The following is a 13,980-nucleotide window of genomic DNA, read 5'->3' as shown; positions in this document are numbered from 1 at the left end:
ATGCCGGAGATCTTTCGGCGCCTGCTCCCGCGGCGCCTGGAGCGGGCGGACATCCGTACGGGGCTGAGGTGGAAGCTCAGCGCGGCCATCGCGCTGGTCGGCGCGCTGGTGGCGGTCGCGCTCAGCCTGGTCGTGCACAACGCGGCCCGGGTGTCGATGCTGGACAGTGCGCGCGACCTGGCGGACGAGCGGGTCCAGATCGCCCAGCGCAACTTCGAGCTGTCGGGGCGACCCAACTTCCCGGGCATCCGGATCGACGACCCGGAGCTGCCCTTCGAGCTGCGGGAGAAGGTCGAGCAGGGCCGGCGGGCGACGTACGTCGTTGACCACACCGGCAGGCTGCCCGACATCTGGGCGGCCGTACCGGTCAAGGACGGCCATGTGCTCTCGCTGTACACGCACTTCACCGACCGCAGCACCAACATCCTCAACGACCTCGACCAGGCCCTGGTCATCGGCTCCATCACGGTCGTCCTCGGCGGCAGCGCGCTGGGCGTGCTCATAGGGGGCCAGCTCTCCCGCCGGCTGCGCAAGGCGGCGACCGCGGCCAACCAGGTCGCCAAGGGCGAGACGGACGTACGGGTCCGGGACGCCATCGGGGGCGTCGTACGCGACGAGACCGACGACCTCGCGCGGGCGGTGGACGCGATGGCGGACGCGCTCCAGCAGCGGCTGGAGGCGGAGCGCCGGGTCACGGCGGACATCGCGCACGAGCTGCGCACTCCGGTCACCGGGCTGCTGACGGCGGCCGAGCTGCTGCCGCCCGGGCGGCCCACGGAACTGGTCCTGGACCGCGCGAAGGCCATGCGCACGCTGGTGGAGGACGTTTTGGAGGTCGCCCGGCTCGACGGCGCCTCGGAGCGGGCCGAACTCCAGGACATCGTGCTGGGCGAGTTCGTCGCGCGGCGGGTGGCCGCCAAGGACCCGGACATCGAGGTGCGGGTGGTGCACGAGTCCGAGGTCACCACCGATCCGCGGCGGCTGGAGCGGGTGCTGTTCAACCTGCTCGCCAACGCCGCCCGGCACGGCAGGCCCCCGATCGAGGTGACCGTCGAGGGCCGGGTCATCCGGGTGCGCGACCACGGCCCCGGCTTCCCCGAGAACCTGCTCGCCGAGGGGCCGAGCCGGTTCCGCACCGGCAGCACGGACCGCGCCGGGCACGGCCACGGCCTCGGCCTGACCATCGCCGCGGGTCAGGCCCGCGTCCTCGGCGCCCGCCTGACCTTCCGCAACGTCCGCCCCGCGGGCGCCCCGGAGCACGTACCGGCCGAGGGCGCGGTCGCCGTACTGTGGCTGCCGGAACACGCGCCGACGAACACGGGCAGCTACCCGGTGCTCCCGCCGCGGGGGAACTGAGCTCTCAGCCCCAGCCCTTGTCCAGGTCCAGAGGGCCCTCGCGCCGCTGGGTGAAGGAGAACCAGTTGCCCGAGTCGTCGCGGAAGAGCGCCTCGGTGCCGTAGGGGCGCTCCTGCGGTTCCTGGAGGAACTCCACCCCGCGGTCCTTGAGCCTCTTGTAGTCGCCGTGGATGTCGTCGGTGGCCAGCACTCCCGCGCCGAAGGCGCCCTTGGCGACCAGTTTCCTGATCATCTCGGCGGACTCGGGGTCCATCGCGGGCGGCCCGGGGACCATGAGGGTCAGCTCGACGTCGGGCTGGTCGGGGGCGCCGACGGTGAGCCAGCGCATCCCGCCGTCGCCCATGGTCATGTCCGTACGGATCTCCAGGCCGAGCTTTTGCGTGTAGAACTCCTTGGCCCGGTCCTGGTCGAGGACCCAGACGGTGGTGATGGCGAGTCCCTTGATCATGGCTTTCTCCCGGGGGTCGCGAGGTGCTGTTGCCCTGCCACGGTAGGCAGCGCCGCGGTCAGCCCGCTTCTTCGGAATTGCTCCGCCGCTCCCGGGCCGAGCCGGGCCGGAAACCGCCGGCCCAGAGCATGGCGTAGCACCCGGGGATGAGCGCGGCTCCACGGCCGACGTGCCGCGCGCGGTACTCACTCGGGGTGAGTCCCGTCCAGGCCTTGAACCGGGTCGAGAACGTGCCCAGGCTGCTGAAGCCGACCAGGTTGCAGATCTCGGTCACCGACAGGTTCGCGGTGCGCAGCAGGTCCTCGGCCCGCTCGATGCGGCGGTGGGTCAGGTACTGGCCGGGCGTCTCGCCGTAGGCCTCCTTGAAGGCCCGTATGAAGTGGTAGCGCGAATACCCGGCGTGGGCCGCGACCGTGTCGAGGTCGAGGTCCGGGTCCGCCCAGTCCCGGTCCATGGCGTCCTTGGCCAGCCGTAGCTGCCGCATCCTGCCCGCCACCGCTTCCATACGCCGATGGTGGCACGGGGCACTGACAACCGGCGGGGGCTCGGGGCGGCACCCGGACACGCGGAAGGTCCCCGGCACCGGGTGGTGCCGGGGACCTTCCCGTCAATGGTTCAGACCGTCTCCGCGACACCGCCGGGGGCCGCCGCGCCGTCCTGTGGCTCCGGCTTGGCCGGGGCCGGTCCCGCTCCCCTCAGCGGGACCTCCTTGACGAACACCGCCGCCAGGAGCGCGACCACCGCCACCACGGAGCCCAGCAGGAACGCCGAGTGCGTACCGGCGGACACCGCGTGCTGGTAGGCCTCGCGGGCCTGGGCCGGCAGCTTGGCAAGGCTCGCGGCGTCGAGCTGCGCGGACTGCTCGGTGATCCCGCGGCCCAGCGCGCCGGCCCGCTCGGCCATCTCGTGCTGGACGCGGTTGTTGAACAGCGCACCCATGATCGCGACGCCGAAGGAGGAGCCGAGCGTACGGAAGAGGGTGGTGGACGAGGAGGCCACGCCCATGTCCTTCAGCTCCACGCTGTTCTGCGCGACCAGCATGGTGATCTGCATCAGGCAGCCCATGCCCGCGCCCAGGACGGCCATGTAGAGGCCGGAGGTGAGGCGGGTGGTGCCGGTGTCCATGAGGGACAGCAGGTACAGCCCGGCGATCATCAGCACGCTGCCGACGACCGGGAAGACCTTGTACCGGCCGCTGCTGGTGGTGACCCGGCCCGCGACCAGCGACACGACCATCATCGCGGCCAGCATCGGCAGGAGCAGCAGACCGGAGTTGGTCGCGGAGGCACCCTGGACCGACTGCTGGTACAGCGGCAGGAACAGCACCGCGCCGAACATCACGAAGCCGGTGATGAAGCCGATCAGCGACATCAGGCTGAAGTTGAGGCTGCGGAAGATGTGCAGCGGCACGATCGGCTCGGCGGCCCTGGTCTGCCAGAGCACGAACCCGACGAGCGCGACGACGCCGATCGCGATGAGCTCCATGATCCGCGCGGAGGTCCAGGCGTACTCCGAGCCGCCCCAGGTGGTGACGAGCACGATGGAGCTGATGCCGACGGTCAGCAGCACGGCGCCCAGGTAGTCGATCCGCGCCTGGGAGCGCTTCTTCGGCAGGTGCAGCACGGCGCTGATCGCGACGAGGGCCACCGCGCCGAGGGGAAGGTTGATGTAGAAGGACCAGCGCCAGCCCCAGTTGTCGGTGATCGTGCCGCCGACCAGGGGGCCGCCGATCATCGCCAGCGCCATGACACCGGCGATCATGCCCTGGTACTTGCCGCGCTCCCGCGGCGGTATCAGGTCGCCGATGATGGCCATCACACCGACCATCAGACCGCCCGCGCCGAGGCCCTGGATGGCGCGGAAGCCGATCAGCTCGCCCATGTTCTGGGCCATGCCGCTCAGCGCTGACCCGACCAGGAAGATGACGATCGAGGTCATGAAGGCGCCCTTGCGCCCGTACATGTCGCCGATCTTGCCCCACAGCGGGGTGGCCGCGGCGGTCGCCAGGGTGTAGGCGGTGACCACCCAGGACAGGTGCTGAAGACCGCCGAGTTCACCGACGATCGTCGGCATCGCGGTGCCCACGATCATGTTGTCGAGCATCGCGAGCATCATCGCGATCATGAGGGCGAGCAGGACGACCCGCACGCTCCTGGGTTGCTTGCCGGCCTGGGCCGCCTCGGGCCCTTCTTTCGCGCTGTCAGCCATCCGTCCTACTCCCCCAGCCGATTGGTACTTACTTGCCGCCCGGCAAGTTGACTACACTCGGGAAAGTAGACCTTTAACTAGCCGGTCGTCAAGTAAGTTTTGCCGACCGGCCGGCAGGCAAGGTGTCCTGGAGCACGAAGAGGAGCACGAGGATGGATGTCACGATGGACGGCACCAGGCAGCAGCAGCGGCGCGGGAACACGCGCCAGCGCATCCAGGACGTGGCACTCGAACTCTTCGCCGAGCAGGGCTACGAGAAGACCTCCCTGCGTGAGATCGCCGAGCGCCTCGACGTCACCAAGGCCGCTCTGTACTACCACTTCAAGACGAAGGAAGAGATCCTCGTCAGCCTGTTCGAAAGCCTCACACGGCCGATGGAGGACCTGATCGAGTGGGGCCGGCAGCAGCCCCATACGCTGGAGACCAAGCAGGAGATCGTCCGCCGTTACGACCAGGCACTCGCCGGCGCGGCGCCGCTGTTCCGCTTCATGCAGGAGAACCAGGCGACCGTACGGGAGCTGCGCATCGGGGACGCCTTCAAGGACCGGATGCGCGGACTGCGGGACATCATCATCGACCCGGGCGCGAGCACAGTCGACCAGGTCCGCTGCGTCAGCGCCATCTTCACCCTGCACGCCGGGATGTTCGTCATGCAGGACATCGAGGGCGACCCCGAGGAGCGGCGCAAGGCCGTCCTCGAGGTCGCCATCGATCTGGTGACCCAGGCGCACCGGGGCGCGCGGCAGGTCTGACACGACCGCCGCCCTGCTGGTCGGCAGGGCGGCGGTGTCGTGCGACGCGTTCGGCCGGTCAGACCGCCACGCCGTGCGAGCGCAGGAAGGCGAGCGGGTTGAGCGCGGAGCCGTAGTGCGGCGTGGTGCGGATCTCGAAGTGCAGGTGCGGCCCGGTGGAGTTGCCGGTGTTGCCGGACAGGGCTATGTGCTGGCCGGAGGCCACGACCTGGCCGATCCTGACGTCGACGCGGGAGAGGTGGGCGTACTGGGAGTACGTGCCGTCGGCGTGCTTGATGACGATGGCGTTGCCGTAGGCGGGGCCGTCGCCGGCGCCGTTGGGGCCGGCCTTGACGACGGTGCCGCCGTGCGCGGCGACGACCTTGGTGCCGATCGGCACGGCGAAGTCCTGGCCGCTGTGCTTGTGCACCCAGTGGCCGCCGGCCTGGTTGAAGCCGGCGCTGAGCGCGAACTGCTTCACCGGCGCGGTCCAGGCAAGGGCCGACTGCGCGGCGGCGGGGGCCGGCTTGCTGTCGGCGGCGGACGCTACTCCCGCGCCCATGGCGACGGAGACCCCCAGACCGGCGGCCAGGACGGCGGCGCGGGTACGGAGCTTGGTCGTACGGGCGGAGCGGGACGTGGCGCGCTGGAACATCGATACCTCTGGAGGTCGGGAACATGGGGGCCACCCGGGCACATGTGCCTTCGTCGGGCGGGCCATCCCTTGGTAACCCGGCCGGTCACCGACGCCCAAACACCCCCACTACGACGGAAAGTAGTACGAGGCGACAGTGTCGTACGCCTCTTGACGTCTCCCTCATTCAGGACAAATGCCTGTAGAGGTGCCAATTCGCAACATTCCACTGTCTTGAATGTCCCGTTTTACGACCCTGTCCCCCACTAAGCGTCGTAGTACGCATCGGAGGGCTTGTGCGCCTTGTCACTGGGGAGCGGGGGTGGGCGCCCTTTCCCTGTGACGGAGGCCATGCGGCCCACGTCACACAGGGCACCGGGGCACACGGGCAACCGAGAGGGGCCGGTGCCCGAAGGCGCCGGCCCCTCTCGATTGCCGCTGAGGCTTACGCCTCCTTGCTCAGGTTCGGTCCGGGACCACCGGCCGCCTGCTCGATCGGCGGGACGTCCGGCAGCGCGGACTTCTCCTCACCGCGGAAGGTGAAGGTCTGGGACTCGCCCTCGCCCTCGGTGTCCACGACCACGATGTGACCGGGGCGCAGCTCGCCGAAGAGGATCTTCTCCGAGAGCGTGTCCTCGATCTCGCGCTGGATGGTCCGGCGCAGCGGCCGGGCGCCCAGCACGGGGTCGTAGCCCTTCTTGGACAGCAGCTCCTTGGCCGACTGGGAGAGCTCGATGCCCATGTCCCGGTCCTTCAGGCGCTCGTCCACCTTGCCGATCATCAGGTCGACGATCCGCAGGATGTCGTCCGGCGTGAGCTGCGGGAAGACCACCACGTCGTCGACGCGGTTGAGGAACTCGGGCCGGAAGTGCTGCTTGAGCTCGTCCGACACCTTGTTCTTCATGCGCTCGTAGTTGGTCTTCGTGTCGCCCGAGGCAGCGAAGCCCAGGTTGAAGCCCTTGGAGATGTCCCGGGTGCCGAGGTTGGTCGTCATGATGATGACCGTGTTCTTGAAGTCCACGACCCGGCCCTGGGAGTCGGTCAGGCGACCGTCCTCCAGGATCTGCAGCAGCGAGTTGAAGATGTCCGGGTGGGCCTTCTCGACCTCGTCGAACAGGACGACCGAGAACGGCTTGCGGCGCACCTTCTCGGTGAGCTGGCCGCCCTCCTCGTAGCCCACGTAGCCGGGGGGCGAACCGAAGAGGCGGGAGACCGTGTGCTTCTCGCTGAACTCCGACATGTCGAGGGAGATCAGCGCGTCCTCGTCGCCGAAGAGGAACTCGGCGAGCGCCTTGGACAGCTCGGTCTTACCGACGCCGGACGGGCCGGCGAAGATGAACGAGCCACCCGGACGCTTCGGGTCCTTCAGACCGGCGCGCGTACGGCGGATCGCCTTGGAGAGGGCCTTGACGGCGTCCACCTGGCCGATGACCCGCTTGTGGAGCTCGTCCTCCATGCGGAGCAGGCGGCTGGACTCCTCCTCGGTCAGCTTGAAGACCGGGATGCCGGTGGCCGTGGCGAGGACCTCGGCGATCAGCTCGCCGTCGACCTCGGCGACGACGTCCATGTCGCCGGCCTTCCACTCCTTCTCCCGCTTGGCCTTGGCGGCCAGGAGCTGCTTCTCCTTGTCGCGCAGGGAGGCGGCCTTCTCGAAGTCCTGCGAGTCGATCGCGGACTCCTTGTCCCGGCGCACGGCGGCGATCTTCTCGTCGAACTCGCGCAGGTCCGGCGGCGCGGTCATCCGGCGGATGCGCATCCGGGAGCCGGCCTCGTCGATCAGGTCGATCGCCTTGTCCGGCAGGAAGCGGTCCGAGATGTACCGGTCGGCCAGGGTGGCGGCCTGGACCAGCGCCTCGTCGGTGATGGAGACGCGGTGGTGCGCCTCGTACCGGTCGCGCAGGCCCTTGAGGATCTCGATCGTGTGCGGCAGGGACGGCTCGGCGACCTGGATGGGCTGGAAGCGGCGCTCGAGGGCCGCGTCCTTCTCCAGGTGCTTGCGGTACTCGTCCAGGGTGGTGGCACCGATGGTCTGCAGCTCGCCGCGGGCCAGCATCGGCTTGAGGATGCTCGCCGCGTCGATGGCGCCCTCGGCGGCACCCGCACCGACCAGCGTGTGCAGCTCGTCGATGAACAGGATGATGTCGCCGCGGGTGCGGATCTCCTTGAGCACCTTCTTCAGGCGCTCCTCGAAGTCACCGCGGTAGCGGGAGCCGGCGACCAGGGCACCGAGGTCCAGGGTGTAGAGGTGCTTGTCCTTGAGGGTCTCGGGCACCTCGCCCTTGACGATGGCCTGGGCGAGGCCCTCGACGACGGCGGTCTTGCCGACGCCGGGCTCACCGATCAGCACCGGGTTGTTCTTGGTGCGGCGGGACAGCACCTGCATGACCCGCTCGATCTCCTTCTCGCGCCCGATGACCGGGTCGAGCTTGGACTCGCGAGCGGCCTGGGTGAGGTTCCGGCCGAACTGGTCGAGGACCAGGGACGTCGAGGGGGTGCCCTCGGCAGGGCCGCCGGCGGTGGCGGTCTCCTTGCCCTGGTAACCGGAGAGCAGCTGGATGACCTGCTGCCGCACCCGGTTGAGGTCTGCGCCCAGCTTGACCAGGACCTGGGCGGCGACGCCCTCGCCCTCACGGATCAGGCCGAGCAGGATGTGCTCCGTGCCGATGTAGTTGTGGCCGAGCTGAAGGGCCTCCCGGAGCGACAGCTCCAGGACCTTCTTGGCACGGGGGGTGAAGGGAATGTGGCCGGATGGGGCCTGCTGGCCCTGGCCGATGATCTCCTCCACCTGCTGGCGGACCGCCTCGAGCGAAATCCCGAGGCTCTCAAGGGCCTTGGCGGCGACACCCTCACCCTCGTGGATCAGGCCCAGGAGGATGTGCTCAGTGCCGATGTAGTTGTGGTTGAGCATCCGGGCTTCTTCCTGAGCCAGGACGACAACCCGCCGCGCGCGGTCGGTGAACCTCTCGAACATCGTTAATCGCTCCTCAGAGCGGTCAGGCAGTGGGGGGAACTTCCCCTCCCTGTCCTTCCGCAGCTTAGTCCCGCAAGCGGGGACCGCTCATTCCAACTGCCGACACCGGACCGAGAACCAACGCTGCCTCCTGACCCCGTACGCCGACATATGCTCCAACCCGATGGTGCGAGACGATGTTCCCGCAGGCCAGGCAGTTACCCCAGTCGCCAGTACGCCGATGGCGAACGTGAGACTCCACTGCCCGGGTGCCGGCTGCGTGTCGCCCCCTCCCACTAGGCATGTCTTACCCGCGCCGACTGACATTGCATGCCGGGTGCCCGGGTTCCCTCAGCTATGGGCGAACAACCTTGCGCCCTTTCCCGCCCCGCGGGCCCGTCTCCTTCGGCACACTTCGCACACGCGCTGATGCCGAGCGTAACTCCGACGCGTTTCGGGTGGTTTCTCAGACATGGTCGGCAGCCCTTCCACGGTCCCCGTCCCGGTCCCTGCTCCCCGTAGGCCGCCGGCCCCCGGCGACGGGGAGCGGGACTGGGGGCGGTGGCGGCACTGGTACGAGAACGAACTGGGCTGGGCCACGGTGCCCGGAGCACCGGTACGACTTGTCGTGGGCCGCTGTTTCGACGTCCTGGACGTGCCTGAAGAGGCCGGACGTGCGGCGCTGCGCCATCTGGGGCCCGGCTCTCCGGTGGCCGTGCGGGGGGACCGGATGCGGCTGCTGGTCGCCGCGGGGAGCGCGGAGGAGCTGCCGGGGCTGCTGGAGTGGCTGGGGTGGGGCCCGTCGGTGCTCGACCTGGACCTGGTGGCCCTGGGCGCGGGCGCGCTGATGGACGCGCCGCCGCCTCCGGGCGCCGGTCCGCTCGGGCCGCGGCCGCTCAACGCCGGCCGCTCCGGTTCACGCTCCGGTTCGCGTTCGGATTCACAGGGGGCCGCCGTGTGGCTGCGGCCCCCCGGGCCCGGGTGCGAGGCCGGAGCCTCGCTGCCGACGCTGTCGGCCGTGGGGGGCGGTGGGGGCGCCCCCGACCTCGTTCGCCTGGTGGACACGGTGGCGACACACGTCCACCGGATCCGGCTGCGGCGCGCGTGCGCCCAGCCGTTCCCGTTCCACGAAGGGCCGGCATCGGCCCCTGATCAGCCGTTGGCCTTCTCGTAGGCCTCGCGAATGGACGCGGGGACCCGGCCGCGGTCGTTGACCTCGTAGCCGTTCTCCTTCGCCCAGGCGCGGATCTGCGCGGTGTCCTGGCTGCCGCCGGCAGCGGCACGCGCCTTTCCGCGTCCACCCGAAGCGCGGCCCCCGGTACGCCGGCCGCTCTTGAGGTACGGGTCGAGAAGACCACGGAGCTTGTCCGCATTGGCGGTGGTGAGATCGATCTCGTATGTCTTGCCGTCCAACGCGAACGTCACGGTCTCGTCCGCCTCGCCGCCGTCGAGGTCGTCGACAAGAAGGACCTGAACCTTCTGTGCCACCGGATTTCCTTTCATCGATAACGTGAGGACCGGGGATGGTCGGTGTCCGCCGATTCGCCGTCCCCTGTTATATGCAGTACAGCAGTACGTCGGAAAGCAAACCGCTTTTGCGGGAAAAACACAAACCCCTGGGAGAGACCAGGCACTCACCCCGTCCGGAAACATGCGCGTTTCGGACATAGGGAACGGGGGCATGCCGGGCCGGGAGAATGTCGATCACAGATGCAGAAGCATCCGGCTGTTGCCCAGGGTGTTCGGTTTCACTCGTTCGAGACCGAGGAACTCCGCGACGCCCTCGTCATAGGAACGAAGCAGCTCCGCGTAGACATCGGCGTCGACGGGCGTCTCGCCGATCTCCACGAAGCCGTGCTTGGTGAAGAAGTCCACTTCGAAGGTCAGGCAGAATACGCGGCGAACGCCGAGCCGGCGTGCCGTCTCCAGCAACTTCTCCAGCAGCCGGTGCCCGACCCCGGCGCCCTTCAGACCGGGCTTCACCGCGAGAGTGCGCACTTCCGCCAGGTCTTCCCACATCACGTGCAGTGCGCCGCAGCCGACGACCTCGGCGTTGTCGTCCCGTTCGGCGACCCAGAACTCCTGGATGTCCTCGTAAAGCGTGACCGTCGCTTTGTCGAGCAGGATGCGCCCGCGAACGTAGGCGTCCAGCAGTCGGCGCACTGCGGGGACATCGCCGGTCCTGGCCCGTCGGACGGTGATGGATTTTGCGGTCTCTTCGGGACGTTCTACGGACATGGGCGGACGCTATCGCCCGTGGTCGTCCCGTGCCGAGCCGGGGTTCTCGTCACGGGTATCCGGGGCTTCGCCGGTATCCGGAGCTCGGGCGGTATCCGGGACTTCACCGGCGACTTCGGGTGCGGCGGTTCCGCCGATGGCGGCTTCGGCGGTGCCTTCGACGATGCGTACGGCATCCCGCAGGGCCTGCCGCTGTTCGTCGCTCATCATCCCGAAGAAGGCGACGAGAGCGGCGGCCGCGTTGTCGCTCTGCGACCAGGCGTCGTTCATCAGTGCGGCGGCGTAGGCGGCGCGGGTGGAGACGGCCTCATATCGATAGGCCCGGCCCTCGGCTTCGCGGCGCACCCAGCCCTTGTGATGGAGATTGTCCAAAACGGTCATCACCGTGGTGTAGGCGATCGACCTCTCCCGCTGAAGGTCTTCCAGGACTTCTCGAACGGTCACCGGGCGGTTCCACTTCCACACCCGCGTCATGACCGCGTCTTCGAGTTCTCCCAGGGGCCGAGGCACAACTCAGCACCCTAGTAGGAGATCCCGGAAATGGCGCGCCTAACCTACTCCTTCAGTGTCAGACGCGAACAAAAAGGACGTACGACCCCGCGGTGAGGTTCCCCCTCACCGCGGGGTCGTACGTCGTGTCAGGCGTCGGCGGACGCGCCGGCCCCGGAGGCCTGCGAACCGCTCTGTGCGCGCGCGAGGGCGGCGTCCACGGCCGCGTCCTCCTTGGCCTTGGCGGCCCCGCCCTGGGTCTTCACGATCACCCTGACCAGAGCGATGAAGAACGCGGCCATGACGACCGGGGGAACGAGTGCGGAGACGTAGTCCATGGGTCCAGAGTAGCCAGGGTGGTGGGACAAACAGGGGCGGGGTGGGCCGGAGCGTCACACCGCCGCGAGCCGCTGCTGCGGCTTCCGGCGCGGGAAGACCTCGCCCGGCGTGGGCACGGGCCGCCGTACGGGCTTCGGCGCGGGCGCCGTGCCGGGCTGCCCGGGCGCGGGCCGCTCCCCCGGCTTCGCGGCGGGCTTCTGGGCGGGCTTCTCGTCCCCGCCGTCCTCCGGCTGCGCGTCCTGCCCGCCCACGACCGCCTGGAGCGCGCCGCGGGAGGCCGGAACCATCACGACGGGCCGCTCGGCGGGGGCCTCGCGGGCGGCCGGGACGGGGTGGGCGATGCGCGGGGGCGCCACGGGCGGGACGAGCGTCCCGCAGTGGCGCAGGAGGGACGCCGCGGTCGGGTTGCCGCTCAGGGCGGCCAGGGCGGACAGGTCGTCGGGGGTGGGGCGGTGGCCCGCGTTCAGGCACTCGGCGAGGAGCGCCAGGTAACCGGAGACCGTGCCCGGGAGGGCGGCGCGATATCGGGCGAGGTCGGCCACCAGGAACGCGCGCAGCCGGAGACCCTCGTGCATCGCCTCGTCGAGTGACTCGGCGAGCCGGCGGCAGTCCTGCACGTCTTCGGCGCTGGCGGGACGGGGCTGAAGGGCGAGGGCGAGGGCGCGGCGGAGCACGAGCAGCTCCTCCGCGCCGAACGCCATGCCGCCGCGGGTTCCGTATGGCGTAGGCATAGGCCGACGATACGCGCTAATCAGACAAATTCGACATAAGGCGCGAGTGCGGCGTGTGGGGTGTCGCCACCCCGCTCACGGGCGCGAGACGTTCCGCTCGTAGACCAGGCGCAGCCCGATGAGGGTCAGCCACGGCTCGTGCTCGTCGATCAGCGAGGACTCGCCGAGCACCATCGGCGCCAGCCCGCCCGTCGCGATCACCGTCACGTCGTCCGGATCGTCGGCCAGTTCCCGGGCCATCCGGCTGACCACGCCGTCGACCTGGCCGGCGAACCCGTAGATGATGCCCGCCTGCATCGCCTCGACCGTGTTCTTGCCGATCACGCTGCGCGGCCGGGCCACCTCGATCTTCCGCAGCTGCGCCGCCCTGACGCCCAGCGCCTCCACGGAGATCTCGATACCGGGCGCGATGACCCCGCCGACGTACTCCCCGCGCGCGCTGATCGCGTCGAACGTCGTCGCCGTACCGAAGTCGACGACGATCGCCGGGCCGCCGTACAGCTCGTTCGCCGCCACCGCGTTGATGATGCGGTCGGCGCCGACCTCCTTGGGGTTGTCGAAGAGGATCGGCACGCCCGTCTTGACGCCGGGTTCGACGAGCACGGCGGGCACGTCGCCGTAGTGGCGCCGCGTCACCTCGCGCAGTTCCTGGAGCACCGACGGCACGGTCGCGCAGATCGCGATGCCGTCGATGCCCTCGCCCAGTTCGTCGCCGAGCAGCGGGTGCATGCCCATCAGGCCCTGGAGCAGCACCGCCAGCTCGTCGGCCGTGCGGCGCGCGTCGGTGGAGATGCGCCAGTGCTCGACGATGTCCTCCCCGTCGAACAGGCCCAGCACGGTGTGCGTGTTGCCGACGTCGATCGTCAGGAGCATGGCCGTCACTCCGCCTCGCGCAGGTCCAGGCCGATGTCCAGGATCGGCGAGGAGTGGGTCAGGGCGCCGACGGCCAGGAAGTCGACGCCGGTCTCGGCGTACGCCCTGGCGTTGTCCAGGGTCAGCCGGCCCGACGCCTCCAGCAGGGCCCGGCCGCCGGCGATGGCCACGGCCTCCTCGCACTCGCCGGGCGTGAAGTTGTCCAGCAGGATCAGGTCGGCGCCGGCGTCCACGACCTCGCGCAGTTGGTGCAGGGTGTCGACCTCGACCTCGATCGGTACGTCCGGGAAGGCCTCCCGTACGGCCTTGAAGGCCTGTCCGACGCCGCCGGCCGCCACCACGTGGTTGTCCTTGACCAGGGCCGCGTCCGACAGCGACATGCGGTGGTTCACGCCGCCGCCGCACCGGACGGCGAACTTCTCCAGCGACCTGAGGCCGGGAGTGGTCTTGCGGGTGTCGCGCACGCGCGTCCCAGTGCCCTCCAGGGCGTCCGCCCAGGCGCGTGTGGCGGTCGCGATGCCGGACAGCCGGCACAGCAGGTTGAGCGCGCTGCGCTCGCCGGTCAGCAGGTCACGCGTGCGCGTGGTGACCGACAGCAGTTTCTGCCCGGCCTCGACGCGGTCGCCGTCCTCGACGTGCCGCTCGACCTCGAACTCGTCCGTGCAGACCACCGAGAGCACCGCCTCGGCGACCCTGAGGCCGGCTGCCACGCCCGCCTCGCGCGCGGTGAAGTCGCCGGTGGCCACGGCGTCCTCGGGGATGGTCGCGACGGTCGTCACGTCCACACCGCCGTCCAGGTCCTCCTGGATGGCGACGCCCGCGATGTCCTCGACCTCGACCGGGTCGAGTCCGGCGTCCGCCAGGAGCTGGGCGAGCGCGGGGTCGAGCCCGCACTCCAGGTACTCCTCGTCGGCGTCCGCGCCGCAGGCACAGCCGTCGCCGCAGCCGCCGTTCGGGGCGAGGGGAAGGTCTTCGCTGCTCAC

General features: G+C 69.8%; 15 protein-coding genes. 3 read left to right on the top strand and 12 right to left on the bottom strand.

The genetic code is table 11. The annotated features are described in order from the left end of the window. Entirely contained in the window at nucleotides 1–1,356 is a 1,356-nt protein-coding gene (cseC, locus tag ACF09J_RS06030; protein ID WP_392304135.1) for a two-component system sensor histidine kinase CseC, read from the top strand. Between the two features lie 4 nt (nucleotides 1,357–1,360). On the opposite strand, the gene ACF09J_RS06025 is transcribed toward cseC, so the two are convergent. The 3 genes from ACF09J_RS06025 to ACF09J_RS06015 form a co-directional block, all read right to left on the bottom strand. Next, the gene (locus ACF09J_RS06025; RefSeq protein ID WP_392304134.1) at nucleotides 1,361–1,804 is read right to left on the bottom strand and encodes a VOC family protein; all 444 of its coding nucleotides are present in this window, start codon (nucleotides 1,802–1,804) and stop codon (nucleotides 1,361–1,363) included. A gap of 58 nt (nucleotides 1,805–1,862) precedes the next feature. After that, nucleotides 1,863–2,309 (bottom strand): helix-turn-helix transcriptional regulator, encoded by a 447-nt coding sequence (locus tag ACF09J_RS06020; protein ID WP_376493334.1) that lies wholly within the window; start codon nucleotides 2,307–2,309, stop codon nucleotides 1,863–1,865. A gap of 110 nt (nucleotides 2,310–2,419) precedes the next feature. Continuing rightward, nucleotides 2,420–4,012: an MDR family MFS transporter gene (locus tag ACF09J_RS06015; RefSeq protein ID WP_392304133.1), complete on the bottom strand. Its 1,593-nt coding sequence runs from the start codon at nucleotides 4,010–4,012 to the stop codon at nucleotides 2,420–2,422. Nucleotides 4,013–4,164: 152 nt separating this feature from the next. On the opposite strand from ACF09J_RS06015, the gene ACF09J_RS06010 reads away from it, so the two are divergent. Continuing rightward, nucleotides 4,165–4,764, top strand: coding sequence for a TetR/AcrR family transcriptional regulator (locus tag ACF09J_RS06010; protein WP_392304132.1), 600 nt, complete (start codon nucleotides 4,165–4,167; stop codon nucleotides 4,762–4,764). Nucleotides 4,765–4,822: 58 nt separating this feature from the next. On the opposite strand, the gene ACF09J_RS06005 is transcribed toward ACF09J_RS06010, so the two are convergent. Together ACF09J_RS06005 and ACF09J_RS06000 are read right to left on the bottom strand one after the other, a co-directional pair. Next, nucleotides 4,823–5,398, bottom strand: a complete 576-nt coding sequence (locus ACF09J_RS06005) for a M23 family metallopeptidase (RefSeq protein WP_392304131.1) — start codon at nucleotides 5,396–5,398, stop codon at nucleotides 4,823–4,825. Nucleotides 5,399–5,822: 424 nt separating this feature from the next. Continuing rightward, complete coding sequence (locus ACF09J_RS06000; protein ID WP_392304130.1) at nucleotides 5,823–8,348, bottom strand: ATP-dependent Clp protease ATP-binding subunit; 2,526 nt, start codon at nucleotides 8,346–8,348, stop codon at nucleotides 5,823–5,825. 451 nt (nucleotides 8,349–8,799) lie between these two features. Here ACF09J_RS06000 and ACF09J_RS05995 point away from each other — a divergent pair, with 451 nt between their 5' ends. Beyond that, nucleotides 8,800–9,501: an SCO3374 family protein gene (locus ACF09J_RS05995; protein ID WP_392304129.1), complete on the top strand. Its 702-nt coding sequence runs from the start codon at nucleotides 8,800–8,802 to the stop codon at nucleotides 9,499–9,501. On the opposite strand, the gene ACF09J_RS05990 is transcribed toward ACF09J_RS05995, so the two are convergent. From ACF09J_RS05990 to nadC, 7 genes are all read right to left on the bottom strand, one after another. After that, the gene (locus ACF09J_RS05990) at nucleotides 9,480–9,815 is read right to left on the bottom strand and encodes an Lsr2 family protein (RefSeq protein ID WP_358733358.1); all 336 of its coding nucleotides are present in this window, start codon (nucleotides 9,813–9,815) and stop codon (nucleotides 9,480–9,482) included. The two genes, ACF09J_RS05995 and ACF09J_RS05990, sit on opposite strands and share 22 nt — an antisense overlap. A gap of 216 nt (nucleotides 9,816–10,031) precedes the next feature. After that, a complete protein-coding gene (locus ACF09J_RS05985; protein WP_141359578.1) occupies nucleotides 10,032–10,565 on the bottom strand; it encodes an amino-acid N-acetyltransferase in 534 nt (177 codons plus the stop codon). 9 nt (nucleotides 10,566–10,574) lie between these two features. Next, entirely contained in the window at nucleotides 10,575–11,039 is a 465-nt protein-coding gene (locus ACF09J_RS05980) for a BlaI/MecI/CopY family transcriptional regulator (RefSeq protein ID WP_392304128.1), read from the bottom strand. Between the two features lie 164 nt (nucleotides 11,040–11,203). After that, nucleotides 11,204–11,392: a hypothetical protein gene (locus ACF09J_RS05975; RefSeq protein ID WP_392304127.1), complete on the bottom strand. Its 189-nt coding sequence runs from the start codon at nucleotides 11,390–11,392 to the stop codon at nucleotides 11,204–11,206. A gap of 54 nt (nucleotides 11,393–11,446) precedes the next feature. Continuing rightward, complete coding sequence (locus ACF09J_RS05970; RefSeq protein ID WP_392304126.1) at nucleotides 11,447–12,124, bottom strand: hypothetical protein; 678 nt, start codon at nucleotides 12,122–12,124, stop codon at nucleotides 11,447–11,449. Between the two features lie 75 nt (nucleotides 12,125–12,199). Continuing rightward, nucleotides 12,200–12,997 (bottom strand): type III pantothenate kinase, encoded by a 798-nt coding sequence (locus ACF09J_RS05965; RefSeq protein ID WP_225076891.1) that lies wholly within the window; start codon nucleotides 12,995–12,997, stop codon nucleotides 12,200–12,202. 5 nt (nucleotides 12,998–13,002) lie between these two features. Then, on the bottom strand, nucleotides 13,003–13,980 hold the full coding sequence (gene nadC, locus ACF09J_RS05960; RefSeq protein WP_392304125.1) for a carboxylating nicotinate-nucleotide diphosphorylase: 978 nt from the start codon (nucleotides 13,978–13,980) through the stop codon (nucleotides 13,003–13,005).

Source organism: Streptomyces sp. NPDC014889, from assembly GCF_043081205.1.
Taxonomy (GTDB): domain Bacteria; phylum Actinomycetota; class Actinomycetes; order Streptomycetales; family Streptomycetaceae; genus Streptomyces.
The sequence above is the reverse complement of the archived record's forward strand: the minus strand, read 5'-3'. Positions and strand labels throughout refer to the sequence as shown.

What these genes read in the sequence shown, in the direction of transcription:
- ACF09J_RS05975 (WP_392304127.1), bottom strand. Translation starts at nt 11,392, where the DNA reads ATGGACTACGTCTCCGCACTCGTTCCCCCGGTCGTCATGGCCGCGTTC.
- ACF09J_RS06015 (WP_392304133.1), bottom strand. Translation starts at nt 4,012, where the DNA reads ATGGCTGACAGCGCGAAAGAAGGGCCCGAGGCGGCCCAGGCCGGCAAG.
- ACF09J_RS05985 (WP_141359578.1), bottom strand. Translation starts at nt 10,565, where the DNA reads ATGTCCGTAGAACGTCCCGAAGAGACCGCAAAATCCATCACCGTCCGA.
- ACF09J_RS05995 (WP_392304129.1), top strand. Translation starts at nt 8,800, where the DNA reads ATGGTCGGCAGCCCTTCCACGGTCCCCGTCCCGGTCCCTGCTCCCCGT.
- ACF09J_RS06005 (WP_392304131.1), bottom strand. Translation starts at nt 5,398, where the DNA reads ATGTTCCAGCGCGCCACGTCCCGCTCCGCCCGTACGACCAAGCTCCGT.
- ACF09J_RS06010 (WP_392304132.1), top strand. Translation starts at nt 4,165, where the DNA reads ATGGATGTCACGATGGACGGCACCAGGCAGCAGCAGCGGCGCGGGAAC.
- ACF09J_RS06025 (WP_392304134.1), bottom strand. Translation starts at nt 1,804, where the DNA reads ATGATCAAGGGACTCGCCATCACCACCGTCTGGGTCCTCGACCAGGAC.
- ACF09J_RS05965 (WP_225076891.1), bottom strand. Translation starts at nt 12,997, where the DNA reads ATGCTCCTGACGATCGACGTCGGCAACACGCACACCGTGCTGGGCCTG.
- ACF09J_RS06020 (WP_376493334.1), bottom strand. Translation starts at nt 2,309, where the DNA reads ATGGAAGCGGTGGCGGGCAGGATGCGGCAGCTACGGCTGGCCAAGGAC.
- ACF09J_RS06000 (WP_392304130.1), bottom strand. Translation starts at nt 8,348, where the DNA reads ATGTTCGAGAGGTTCACCGACCGCGCGCGGCGGGTTGTCGTCCTGGCT.
- ACF09J_RS05970 (WP_392304126.1), bottom strand. Translation starts at nt 12,124, where the DNA reads ATGCCTACGCCATACGGAACCCGCGGCGGCATGGCGTTCGGCGCGGAG.
- ACF09J_RS05980 (WP_392304128.1), bottom strand. Translation starts at nt 11,039, where the DNA reads ATGACGCGGGTGTGGAAGTGGAACCGCCCGGTGACCGTTCGAGAAGTC.
- cseC (WP_392304135.1), top strand. Translation starts at nt 1, where the DNA reads ATGCCGGAGATCTTTCGGCGCCTGCTCCCGCGGCGCCTGGAGCGGGCG.